This window comes from Streptomyces sp. NPDC058697 (assembly GCF_042715345.1).
In the GTDB taxonomy this organism is placed as follows: domain Bacteria; phylum Actinomycetota; class Actinomycetes; order Streptomycetales; family Streptomycetaceae; genus Streptomyces; species Streptomyces liliifuscus.
Window position 1 is genome coordinate 1 of the sequence record NZ_JBHXSU010000041.1, and the last position, 13134, is coordinate 13134.

The 13134-nt window shown below is 72.5% G+C and carries 4 protein-coding genes; all 4 read right to left on the reverse strand.

The annotated features are described in order from the left end of the window. Positions 1–9578 (reverse strand): SDR family NAD(P)-dependent oxidoreductase (locus ACFWXQ_RS44765; RefSeq protein ID WP_386270342.1); only part of this gene is annotated, 9578 nt, incomplete at its 3' end. Positions 9579–9696: 118 nt separating this feature from the next. Then, positions 9697–10455, reverse strand: coding sequence for a thioesterase II family protein (locus tag ACFWXQ_RS44770; RefSeq protein WP_383950594.1), 759 nt, complete (start codon positions 10453–10455; stop codon positions 9697–9699). A gap of 66 nt (positions 10456–10521) precedes the next feature. After that, a complete protein-coding gene (locus tag ACFWXQ_RS44775; RefSeq protein ID WP_383950597.1) occupies positions 10522–12141 on the reverse strand; it encodes an AMP-binding protein in 1620 nt (539 codons plus the stop codon). Further along, positions 12138–13058 carry an ACP S-malonyltransferase gene (locus ACFWXQ_RS44780; protein ID WP_383950600.1) on the reverse strand — a complete coding sequence of 307 codons (921 nt, stop codon included), beginning with the start codon at positions 13056–13058 and terminating at the stop codon, positions 12138–12140. Before ACFWXQ_RS44780 ends, ACFWXQ_RS44775 begins: the two co-directional genes overlap by 4 nt. Between the last annotated feature and the right edge of the window lie 76 nt (positions 13059–13134).

The following is a 13134-nucleotide window of genomic DNA, read 5'->3' on the forward strand; positions in this document are numbered from 1 at the left end:
GCGGTGTGGGAGGTGGGGTGGTTGTCGGTGTCGATGAGGAGGTGGTGGCCGGGTGTTTCGGCCTGGGCGGAGCGGACCAGCCCCCACACCGCCGCTCCGGCCAGGTCGATGGGGGCATCCGTGTCGGTCACCGACACCGCGTTGTGAGTGAGGACGACGAGCGGCGTGGAGCCGGCTCCGTCCTGCGATTCGGTGGCCGGGGACTGCAGGGCGTGCAGGGTGTCCGACAGCGTCTGCCGCAGCGCGGCGGCCGGAGCGTCCCCCGCCTGGTGCGTGACCCGGTGGATGCGCAGAGCCTCCAGCCCGGCAGCCGCATGGTCGTGGCCGGCCGGTGCCGGGACCGGGGTCCAGTCCAGGTGGTAGAGGGCCTGGCGGACGGCGTGACTGATGGTGTGAGGGCCGGATGGGGCGGGGCGGGTGGTGAGGGAGGTGACCGTGGCGACGGGGGTTCCGTGGGGGTCGGTGAGGGTGATGGCGGTGGTGGCCGGTCCGGTGGGGCGGAGGTGGACGCGCAGGGCGGTGGCTGCGGAGGTGTGCAGCCGCACGCCCTGCCAGGCGAACGGCAGACGCACACCCGGCCCCTGCCCGCCGTCGTCGCCGGTGCCGGCCAGGGCGTGCAGAGCGGCGTCGAAGAGTGCCGGATGCAGGCCGAACCCCGAGGCCTGCTCGACGGCCTGGGTGGGGAGTTCGACCTCGGCGAACACCTCATCCCCGCGCTCCCAGAGTGCACGTACCCCCTGGAACACCGGGCCGTACACGAGACCCTGCCCGGCCAGCCGCTCGTAGAGCCCGTCCACCGGCAAGGCAGTCGCCCCCTCCGGAGGCCATGTCTCCATGTTTGTTGGCGTGTTGGTGGTGTCGGGGATGAGGATGCCTTCGGCGTGCAGGGTCCATTCCTCGTCGAGGGCGGTGTTCTCGGGTCGTGCGTGTACGCGTACCTCCCGGCGCCCCTCCGCATCGGGAGCGCCCGCCATCACCTGCACTGCCACCCCGCCTCGTTCGGGCAGGGCCAACGGCGCGTGCAGTGTGAGTTCGTCCACGACCGGGCAGTTGGCTTCGTCGCCTGCGCGGATGGCCAGTTCGACGAAGCCGGTGCCGGGGAACAGGACGGTGCCCATCACCGTGTGGTCGGCCAGCCAGGGCTGTTGCTCGACCGAGAGGCGGCCCGACAGGACCACGCTCCCCGAGCCGGGCAGCTCCACCACCGCGCCCAGCAAGGGGTGTTCGGCGCTTTCCAGTCCTGCCTGCTGCACGTCCACTGTGTCCTGGGTGGCGTGCATCCAGTAGTGCTGGTGCTGGAAGGGGTAGGTGGGCAGGTCGACGGGGTGGGTGGGCTGGTCTGTGAAGAGGGCCGGCCAGTCGACGGGTACGCCTCGGGTGTGCAAGTCGCCCAGGGCGTGGAGGAGTTGGGCGGGCTCGGGTCGGTCCCGGCGCAGGGCGGGGATCGTGTCCCCGTCCTGGTCGGCCAGAGTGGACAGTGTGGCGTCGGGGCCGATTTCCAGGAACGTGGTCACGCCTTCGGCGCGCAACGCCTGCATGCCGTCGCCGAACCGCACCGCCTCGCGTACGTGGCGTACCCAGTAGTCGGGCGTGCACAGCTCCTTCGGATCCGCGAGAGCACCCGTGAGGTTCGAGACCAGCGGAATCACCGGCGGGTGGAAGGCGACCGACTGGGCCACCTCACCGAAAGCCGCCAGCATCGAGTCCATCAGAGGGGAATGGAAGGCGTGGGAGACCCGCAACCGCCGGGTGTGCTCGAAGCGGGCTGCGGCCGACAACACTGCCGCCTCCTCGCCGGAGATCACGACGGCATCGGGGCCGTTCACCGCCGCGATCGCCACCCGCTCCAAGCCCGCCAGAACCGCCGCAACTTCATGCTCGGCGGCCCGCACCGCGACCATCGCACCCCCGGCAGGCAACGCACCCATCAGTCGGCCGCGTGCTGTCACCAGCGCACACGCGTCCGGCAGGGAGAACACTCCGGCCAGATGCGCAGCCGCCAGTTCACCGACGGAGTGCCCGGCAACGTAATCGGGCCGCACACCCCACGACTCCAGCAGCCGCCCCAGCGCCACCTCCAGCGCGAACAACGCCGCCTGCGCAAGCTCCGTACCCTCCAGACGCTCGTGCCCGGCGGAGTCGTCCTCCGGCCACATCACCTCCCGCAGCGGCAGCCCCAGTTCCCCGAACACCTCATCCAGGGCGCGGGCGAACGCCGGGAACGAGTCGTACAACTCCCGTCCCATACCCAGCCGTTGGCTGCCCTGGCCGGAGCAGATGAACGCCAGCCGGCCACCGACCGGCACCCCGCCAAGCCGCTCACCCCGGGCCACCGCCTCCAGCCCGTCCACCAGCTCAGCCGTATCCGCACCGACCACCACCACCCGGTGCTCCAACACAGCACGAGCAGTAGCCAGCGAATACCCGACATCGACCACGTCCAGGTCCCGCCCGGTGACATGGTCGACCAGCCGAGCCGCCTGCGCCCGCAACGCCTCCCCGGTGCGGGCCGACAGCACCCACGGCACAACGGGAAGACCCGGAGCGGACCCGGCCGGAGTGTCGTCCAGGAGATCCGGAGCCTCTTCGAGGATGAGGTGGGCGTTGGTGCCGCTGATGCCGAACGAGGAGACGCCTGCCCGGCGCGGGTGACCGTTGTGCTGCCAGGGCTGGGCCTGGGTGAGCAGCTCGACCGCTCCGGCGGACCAGTCCACATGCGAGGACGGCTCACCCACATGCAACGTCCGGGGCAGCAGGTCGTGGTGCATCGCCATGACCATCTTGATCACACCAGCCACCCCGGCCGCCGCCTGCGTATGCCCGATGTTCGACTTCAACGACCCCAGCCACAACGGCCGGTCCCCCGACCGGTCCTGGCCATACGTGGCCAGCAGCGCCTGCGCCTCGATCGGGTCACCCAACGTGGTGCCGGTGCCGTGCGCCTCCACCGCATCCACATCCGCCGCAGAAAGCCCCGCACTGGCCAGTGCCTGCCGGATCACCCGCTGCTGAGAAGGACCATTCGGAGCAGTCAGCCCATTGGACGCACCATCCTGGTTGACCGCCGAACCCCGAACAACCGCCAGGATCTGGTGACCGTTGCGCCGGGCGTCGGAGAGCCGCTCCAGGACCAGCACCCCCACCCCCTCCGACCACCCCGTGCCATCGGCATCCTCGGAGAAGGACTTGCAGCGGCCGTCCGGGGCCAGGCCCCGCTGGCGGCTGAACTCGACGAACGACTCCGGGGTCGACATCACCGTCACCCCACCGGCCAGAGCCAGACCACACTCACCGTGGCGCAACGCCTGAGCCGCCAGATGCAGACTCACCAACGACGACGAACACGCCGTATCCACCGTCAGAGCCGGACCCTCCAGCCCCAACGTGTACGCAACACGCCCCGACACCACACTGCCCGCACTCGCCCCCGTCGGATAGTCGTGATACATCACCCCCGCGAACACCCCGGTCGACGACCCCCTCAACGAACCCGGCACGATCCGCGCCCGCTCCAACGCCTCCCACGACACCTCCAGCAACAACCGTTGCTGCGGGTCCAGTTCACGCGCCTCACGCGGCGAAATCCCGAAGAACTCCGGATCAAAACCCCCCGCACCCTCCAAAAACCCGCCCTCACGCACATAACTCGTCCCCGGCCGCGACAACTCCGGGTCGTAGAGCCGCCCCAGATCCCAACCCCGGTCGACCGGGAACGGGGAGAGTCCGTCCACGCCCTCCGCCACCAGCCGCCACAAGTCCTCAGGACTGCTCACACCACCCGGATACCGACACGCCATCCCCACGATCGCCACCGGCTCGTCCGCAACGGATGCCCGTACCGGTGCTGCGGTCGTCGTGGGCGCGGTGCCGAGGGCTGTGTTCGTGAGGAGGGCGGCCAGGGCGCGGGATGTGGGGTGGTCGAAGACCAGGGTGGCGGGTAGGTGCAGACCGGTTGCGGTGGAGAGGAGGTTGCGTAGTTCGACGGCGGCCAGGGAGTCGAAGCCCAGGTCCTGGAACGACCGGTCCGGGTCGATGGATCCGGCGGTCTCGTGGCCGAGGACGGCGGCTATGCGACCACAGACCAGGTCGAGGACGAACCGGTCGCGCTCGGGTTCGGTGAGCTCGGCGAGTCGTCGCGCGAACGGCAGCCCGGCCGTGGCCGAGCCCTGCGCCCCGGCCCCGGTCGTGGTGGCGGCGGTCCGCAGGGGTGCGCGGACGAGGCCTCGCAGCAGTGGGGGAACGCCGTCGGCGCGGGAGCGAACCGCTGCCCGGTCGATCCGCAGTGTCAGTGCGACGGCCGTGTCGGTGGTGGCCAGTGCGCGGTCGAACAGGGCGAGGTTCTCGCCGGGGGACAGCGGTGCCAGGCCCTGGCGCGCGATCCGCCGGAGGCCGACGGCACCGAGCCCGGCTCCCATGCCCTCGTCACCCGTCCACAGACCCCACACATGGGACTGGGCAGGAAGGCCAAGACCCTGGCGGTGTTGGGCCAGCGCGTCCAGGAACGTGTTGGCCGCCGCGTAGTTGGCCTGGCCCGGGGCGTCCAGCAGACCGGCCGAAGAGGAGAACAGCACGAACGCCGTCAGGTCCATCTCCAGGGTCAGTTCGTGCAGATGCCAGGCCGCGTCCGCCTTCGGGCCCAGCACCGACTCCAGCCGCTCCGCAGTCAGATCGGCCAGCAGGGCATCGTCCAAGACCCCGGCCGAGTGCACCACACCAGCCAGCCGATGAACCGGATCAATGCCGGCCAACAGCCCGGCCAGTGCGTCACGGTCGGCGACATCACACGCCTCGACCCGCACCACGGCACCGAGCTCCGACAATTCCGCCACCAGCTCACCGGCGCCGGGAGCCGCCATGCCCCGACGACTGACCAGCAGCAGATGCCGTACCCCGTGCCCGACCACCAGATGCCGCGCGACCAACGCCCCCAGACCACCCGTACCACCGGTGACCAACACCGTGCCGTCCGGATCCCAGGGGGACGCGGATGTGGCGTCGGCCTCGGGGGCCGGCAGGCGCGCGGCCCGCGGAATCCAGGTGTTGTTGTCGCGGACCGCGATCTCCGGTTCGCCGCTTGCCAGAGCCGCGGCGGCCAGCCGTTCCGGCGGGGTGCGTGCGCCGGGGGAGTCGTCCACGAGCAGGAAACGCCCCGGGTGTTCGGCCTGGGCGGAGCGCACCAGGCCCCATACGGCAGCCGCCGCCGGGTCGACGTCCGTGGCGCCGGGAGGGAGGGCAACGGCACCGGCGGTCGACAGGATCAGGTGGGAGGCGGGCGGCCGCTCCTCCGCGAGCCAGGTCTGGAGCAGCGCGAGGGTGGCCGAGGTGGCCATGCGCAGCCGGTGCGGCATCTCGCCGTCCTCGGCGGGGGTGCAGTCGGCAATGATCGTCCTGGGTGCTGTGGCTACGCCGTCCGTGTCGGTCACCGCGCGCAGTTCGGCCGCGTCGCGCACCACGGCCCACGCGCCGGGCGGTACCGACGGCGGTTCGGTCGCTGTCGATCGCTGCCAGTTGACGGCGTACACCGGGTGGCCCCCGGGGCCGCCGGGGCTGCCGGTCCGGACTTGATCGGCTGTGATCGGCCGGGACACCAGCGAGGCGACCGAGGCGACGGGGGCGCCCGTCAGGTCGGTGATCTCCAACGACAGGGCGTCGGAGCCCGGTTGCCCGCCCGTCGCGTCGATCCGCGCCCGTACGGTGGTAGCGCCGCGTGCATGGAGGCGTACGCCCGACCAGGCGAAGGGGATCTTGGCCTGATCGTCGGCCCGTAGGGTGTCGCCGCCCAGGAAGCCGGCGCTGTGCAGCACGGCGTCGAGCAGGGCGGGGTGCAGGCAGAAGGAGGTGGCATCGGCCGCCGCCTCCGGGTCCAGGGCGACCTCGGCCAGCACACTGTCCTGGTGCCGCCACGCCGCCCGCACGCCCTGGAACGCCGGGCCGTACGCGTAACCCTGAGCGGCCAGGTCGGTGTAGAGGGAGGAGACGTCGAGAGGGACGGCGTTGGCCGGCGGCCAGGCGGCATGGCCGCCCCCGTCCCTGCTGTCGGCTCCGCTGTCGGGGGAGAGCAAGCCGGTGGCGTGCAAGGTCCAGGACGTGTCCTCGGGGGCGTCCGTCGGGCGGGAGTACATCTCCACGGTCCGCCGGCCTGTTTCGTCGGGGCCGCTCACCACGACCTGGAGGCCCATGCCGCCGCGTTCGGGGACGGCCAGCGGCGCCTGGAGGGCCAGCTCGTCGATGCGTGGGCAGTGGGTCCGTTCCCCGGCATACGCGGCGAGTTCGACGAAGGCCGTGCCGGAGAGCAGGACGGTGCCGAGTACGACGTGGTCCGCCAGCCAAGGATGGGCGGTGGACGACAGCCGACCGGTGAGCACCAGCCCGTCGGAGCCGGGCAGTGGCAGGGCCGCACCCAGCAGCGGGTGGTCGGCGGGCGCCTGGCCGAACCCGGCCGCGTCGCCGGGGGGAGTGGGAACCTGGAGCCAGTAGTGGCGCCGCTGGAAGGCGTAGGTCGGCAACTCGGCCCGCCGCGCCGGACGGTCGGCGAACGCGGGCAGCCAGTCGACGGTCCTGCCGCGGGTGTGCAGCCGGGCCAGCGTCCGCAGCAGCTCGGCGGATTCGGGCCGGTCGCGGCGCAGCGTGGGCGTGCACAGCGCCGGGCCGGTCAGATACTGCTCGGCCAGCGCGGTCAGCGTGCCGCCCGGCCCCACCTCCACGAACGTGTCCGCCCCGGCGTCCCGCAGCGCCGCCATCCCGTCACCGAACCGGACTGCCTCGCGGACGTGCCGTACCCAGTACTCGGGCGAGCAGAGCTCATCGGCGTCGGCCGGGGCGCCCGTCAGGTTGGAGATCACGGGTATCAACGGCGGTGCGTAGCCGAGCAGTTCGGCGGCCTGCCGGAACTCGGCCAGCATCGGCTCCATCAGCGGGGAGTGGAACGCGTGCGAGACGCGGAGCGGGGTCGCCCTGCCGAGCCGCCCGGTGATCGCGGCCACCGCGTCGCGCGTGCCGGAGACGACCACCGACTCGGGGCCGTTGACAGCGGCCACGGCGACGTCCGTCCGGTCGCCGATCAGGGTACGTACGCGCTCCTCGGGCGCCCGTACCGCGGCCATGGTGCCGCCCTCGGGCAGCGCCTGCATCAGCCGGGCCCGTGCACCCACGAGGAAGGCCGCGTCCTCCAGGGTCAGTACGCCCGCCACATGCGCGGCGGCCAGCTCGCCGACCGAGTGGCCGGCGACGAAGTCCGGTGTCACGCCCCATGACCGCAGCAGCCGGCTGAGCGCGACCTCGAAGGCGAACAGTGCGGGCTGGGCGTAGCCGGTCCGCTCCAGCAGCGTGGCGTCGGCGGTTCCGGCGGGCCACATCACCTCGTGCAGGGGTCGGTCGAGCTGGAGATCGAGGTGTCCCGCGGCCTCGTCCACCGCCTCGGCGAAGACGGGGAACGCCGCGTACAACTCCCTGCCCATGCCGGGCCATTGGCTGCCCTGGCCGGAGAACAGGAACGCCGTCCGGCCGCCCCCGGGAGCGCCGGTGAACAGCCCGGGGGAGCCGCCCTCGCCGAAGGATCCATCGGAAAGGTCGCGGTGGTCGCGCTGGTCGGACGGGTCGGACAGCGCGGACAGGGCGCGCAGTGCGTGGTCGCGGTCGTCGACGAGCAGCACCGCGCGGTGCTCCATGGCGGCCCTGGTGGCCAGTTCGTATCCGGCGGCTGTCAGATCCGTGTCGTGCCCGGACAGGTGGGCGTGCAGACGCGCGGCCTGCGCGCGCAACGCCTCCCGGCTCTTGGCCGAAACGACCAGCGGCACCGCCGGACGAACCCCCGGACGAACCCCCGGACGAACCGCCGGAACAGCGGTCGGCGACGGTTGCTTCTGCGGTTCCTGTCGCGGTGCGGCGGCTTCCTCGGCCTGCTCGATGATGACGTGGGCGTTGGTGCCGCTGATGCCGAACGAGGAGACGCCCGCCCGGCGCGGGCGGTCGTCGGTCTGCCACGTCCGTTCCTCGGTGAGCAGTTCCACCGATCCAGCGGACCAGTCCACATGCGGGGTCGGCGCGTCGACGTGCAGCGTCCGGGGCAGGGTGCCGTGCCGCATGGCCATCAGCATCTTGATGACCCCGGCGATCCCGGCCGCGGCCTGGGTGTGGCCGATGTTCGACTTGACGGACCCGAGCCACAGCGGCCGACCGTCCGGGCGGCCCTGGCCGTAGGTGGCGAGCAGTGCCTGGGCCTCGATCGGGTCGCCGAGGGTGGTGCCGGTGCCGTGTGCCTCCACCGCGTCCACATCGGCCGCGGAGAGTCCCGCGCCGGCCAGGGCCTGGCGGATGACCCGCTGTTGGGCGGGTCCGTTCGGGGCGGTCAGGCCGTTGGAGGCGCCGTCCTGGTTGACCGCCGAACCCCGGACGACGGCCAGCACCTGGTGGCCGTTGCGCCGCGCGTCGGACAGCCGCTCCAGCAGCACCACGCCGCCGCCCTCGCCCCAGCCGGTGCCGTCGGCCGCCGCCGCGAACGGCTTGCAGCGGCCGTCGGCGGCCAGACCGCGCTGGCGGCTGAAGGCGGTGAACACCCCGGGGTTGCCGATGATCGCCACCCCGCCGGCCAGGGCGAGTTCGCACTCGCCGGCCCGCAGCGACTGGCAGGCCAGGTGCATCGCCACCAGTGAGCCGGAGCATGCCGTGTCCACGGTGAGCGTCGGGCCCTCCAGGCCCAGCGCGTAGGCGGCCCGGCCGGAGACGACGCTGGGCGCGGTACCGGTGAGCAGATAGCCGTCGAGCCCGTCGGGTGCCTCGTGCAGGCGGACCCCGTACTCCTGCGGCTCGGCGCCGACGAACACGCCCGACCTGCTGCCGCGCAGCGAGTGCGGATCCAGACCGGCCCGCTCCAGGGCCTCCCAGCACAGCTCCAGGACCAGCCGCTGCTGGGGGTCCATCGCGGTCGCCTCACGCGGGCTGATGCCGAAGAAGTCGGCGTCGAACTCCCCGGCCCCCTCAAGGAAGGCGGCGTGCCGCACATAGCTGGTGCCCGGCTTGCCCGGATCGGGATCGTAGAGCCCCTCGGTGTCCCAGCCGCGGTCGGTGGGCAGCGGCGAGAGCACATGGCGGCCTTCGGCGATCAGCCGCCACAGCCCGGCCGGGGTGTCCGCGCCGCCGGGGAAGCGGCAGCTCATCGCGACGATCGCGATCGGATCGTCGGACGACACCGGGCCGCGTACCGGCTCGGCGTCCTCGGAGCCCTCGGCCCGCGCGGGACCGCCGAGCGCCAGCTCCTCCAGCCGGCGGGCCAGCGCGCCGGGCGTCGGGTGGTCGAAGACCAGGGTCACCGGAAGGTCCAGCCCGGTGGCGCCGGCCAGCCGGGTGTGCAGATCCACGGCGGCCAGTGAGTCGAATCCCTGCTCCTGGAACGGCAGACCGGCGTCCACCCGCACGGTCCCCGGCGCCTCCTGGCGGACCGCCTCCAGCACCGCGGCCGTCTGCGCACGGACCAGGTCGAGGAGCAGCGCCCGGCGCGCCCCGGCGGGCAGACCCGCGAGCCGCCGGGGCAGCTCCGCCCCGCCGCCGACGACGTCTTGGGACTCTGGGGTCTCGCTCATTCGCGTACTCCACCATTCCAGGAATTCCACGGATTCCACGGATTCCGCGGACTCGTGGCACCAACGGATCTCCCGAAGGGAATGGAAAGTCCCTTCGGGTAAAAGCGATGTGCCGGATTCAGCTGTACGACCGGACGGTTTCGCCGAGGCGATCGATGACCGCGGCCGGTTGTTCCGTGAGATAGAAATGCCCGCCGGAGAACCACCGGACGGTGAATTTCCCGGTGGCGTGCCGGTGCCAGGCGCGTGCCTGTTCGGCGGTCACCTGGGAGTCGTTGTCGCCCGCGAAGACCTCGACCGGGCAGGACAGGGCCGCCCCGGGATCGCCCGTGTAGGTCTCCACGGCCTGGTAGTCGGCGCGTACCGCGGGCAGTACGGCGCGCAGCATCTCCGGGTCGTCGAGCAGCCGCGCGTCGGTGCCGCTGAGCCGTTTGATCTCGGCGACGATCCCGTCGTCGTCGCGCCGGTGCACGTTCTCGCTGCCGCCCAGCGAAGGAGCGCGCCGCCCGGAGGCGATCAGCACGGTCGCCGGGCGCGACTCCCGTTCCATCCGCAGGGCGATCTCGTACGCGATCAGGGCGCCCATGCTGTGCCCGAAGAGCGCCAGCGGGGAGTCGAGCCAGGGCTCCAGGGCGTCGAAGGTCCGGTCGGCCAGCGTCCGCAGGTCGGTGAACGGCTTCTCGGCGCGCCGGTCCTGACGCCCCGGGTACTGCACGGCGAGGACCTCGATGCCGGGACGCAGCGCCGTCGACACCGGGCGGTAGAAGCTCGCGGAGCCGCCCGCGTGCGGAAAGCACACCACCCGGGCCCCGGCACCGGGGGCCGGGTGGAATCGCCGGATCCAGGTGGTGCTGCCTTCAAGTGCCGTGTCCGGCATGGGTTCGCCTCCTGACGGGCCTGTGGTCGTCGTCATGGTCACCGCACCGGCCGGGCACCCCCACCCCTACTGCCCCCTAGGCGCAGGCCGGGGCACCCGTGCGGGGACGGCGGCCGGTTCCGCCGGGCCGAGCAGCCCGGCGGCCCTGGCCCGCAGCGCGCCCCGGTCGATCTTGCGGTTGGCGTTGAGGGGGAACGCGGTCAGGTGCGCGTAGCGGCGGGGTATCAGCCGCTCGGGCAGGGCGCCGCGCAGTCCGCGGGCCAGCTGGGTCGCGGGCGTCGGGCGGCCGGTGTAGAAGGCGACCAGCTCCAGGTCGCCGCCGGCCGCGGGCACGGCCACGGTGACGGCCTCCTCGACACCGGCACACGCGCACAGGGCCTGGTCGATCTCGGCCGGCTCCACACGCCAGCCCTGCACCTGGACCTGGGCGTCCAGCCGGTCCACGTAGGCCAGGACCCCGTCGGCGACCTCGCGGACGCGGTCGCCGGTGCGATACCAGGTGCGCCCGTCGTGCGTCACGAACCGCCCCTGGTGGTCGGCCGGGTCCAGATAGCCGGCGGTCATCTGCGGGCCGGTGACGATGAGTTCGCCCTCGCCGGACACCGGCTCGCAGTCCGCGTCGATCAGCAGATGGTCATGTCCCTTGTGTACGGCGCCGATCGGGACGATGCCGTGCACGGCCAGGCCCTCGGAGGTCTCCGGCGACCATTCGTAGCCGCATATCGTGATCGTCAGCTCGGTCGGTCCGTACAGGTTCTCCACGGTCGAAGTGGGCGCGGCGCGCTGCCAGTCGGCGGCGTCGGCGCACCTCAGCGCCTCCCCGGCGAAGATGCTCCAGCGCAGGCCGGGCAGTGCCCCGGCGCCCAGCCCCGCCGTGCGGCGGACCAGCGAGATGGCGCTCGGGGTGGAGAACCACACGGTCAGTCCCGCCTCGGCCGCGAACGCCGGTACGTCGCGGAAAGCGGCGGCCGGCAGCTGCTGAACGGTGGCACCGGCGCCCCACGCGCAGAACAGGTCGAACATGGCGCAGTCGAAGTTCAGGTCGAAGGTCTGGGAGAAGACGTCCTCGGGGCCGAAGTCGTAGCGCGCGTCGAGGACTTGGAAGTAGTGGTCCGTGCTGCCGTGCGAGATCCGCACCCCCTTGGGGCGCCCGGTGGAGCCCGAGGTGAACAGCACATAGGCCGTGTCCCCGGCGCCGGCCGGCAGCGGCTCGCCCAGTGCGTGCGCCGCGTCGACCGGCACCGAGCCGGCCGACACCTCGTCGGGGGCCAGCACCGGGATGCCCGGGGCGGGACCGGGTGCCCCGGCGAGCAGGGCACGGCCCTCGGCGTCCGCGATCACCGCGGACACCCCGGCCGCCTCCAGCATGTGCCGGGTCCGGGCCGCGGGGAAGCCGGTGCTCAACGGCACCACCGCGGCGCCCGCGTAGAGCGCCGCCAGCACTCCGGTATAGGCGTGCGGGCCCTTGGCGGCCAGCACGCCGATCGCGGCCGGCCGGTGCCCCGCTGCCCGCACCAACGCACCCGCCCACGTCAGTGCCCGTTCGTGGAGCGCCTCGTAGCTGAGGGACCAGCCGGGGCCGCGCACCGCCGCCCGGCGCGGGGCGACGGCCAGACCGCGCAGGAAACGGGCGTGCAGGGCAGCGCCGTAGGCACCGAGCGAGGCCTGGGAAGTTCCCCCGGTCATCGTCCGTCTCCTCCCGCCCGGACCGCGGCCGGCCGCCGCGGCTGGAGCGCCAGCCGCGGATTGACCCGTACGACCTCGAAGTGGGCGGTGGTGCGCCTGACCCGACCGAACAGGTTGTCCGGACCGGCGACATGGACCGTTCCCACACCCCGGCCGAGCAGCGTGTCCACCACCGTGGGCCAGCGCAGCGGCCGGACGATGCCGTCCAGCAGCAGCGTCCTGACCTCGTCACCGGTGCGCAGCAGCGTGCCGTCGTGGTCCGAGACCACCGGCAGGCGGGGATCGGCGAACGGCAGCCTGCCGAGCACCTCGTCCTCGGCCTTGCGGCGCAGCGCGCCGAACGCGACGGAGTGCAGCGGCGGGCGCATCGTGTACAGCGACATGCCCCCGAGGGCACGGATCCGGCCCTTGAACCACTCCAGGGCCGCTTCGCGCAGCGACACCATGTGGAAGTCGTCGTCGATGTAACAGGCCATGTCGTGCCACTCGTCGCGCTCGTCCAACTCGCCCAGCACCTCGTCCAGCCCGGCGCGCGGGGTGCGGACGAACGAGAGCGTCACCACGTCGCGGTGCTCGGAGGCGAAGTACTCCTCCTGGCAGCGCGCCAGCCGGGCGGTCATCAGCACGGCCTCGGAGAACGGCAGACAGCCGGCGTACGCGGCGGCGGTCTTGCCGCCGAAGCTCGGCCCCGTACACAGCTGCGGCGCCATGCCGAGCTCCGCCTCGGCCCACTCGGCAAGCGCCAGGCAGTTGGCCAGGAACGCCACCTGCGCCGCCTCGGTGTAGTCGTGCTCGGAGTCGCGGTACCGGTCGATCAGGGAGTAGCCGAGGACCTCACCGGCGATCGCCGCCCGGCGCCGGGCGAACGGATTGGCCACCATGAATTTGCCCACGTCCGCGAAGGACGACGCCCCCATACCGGGGAACACAACCGCTGAGCCCGACCGGGAACCCGTACGGGAATCACCCTGCATATCCACTCACCCTCCGTTG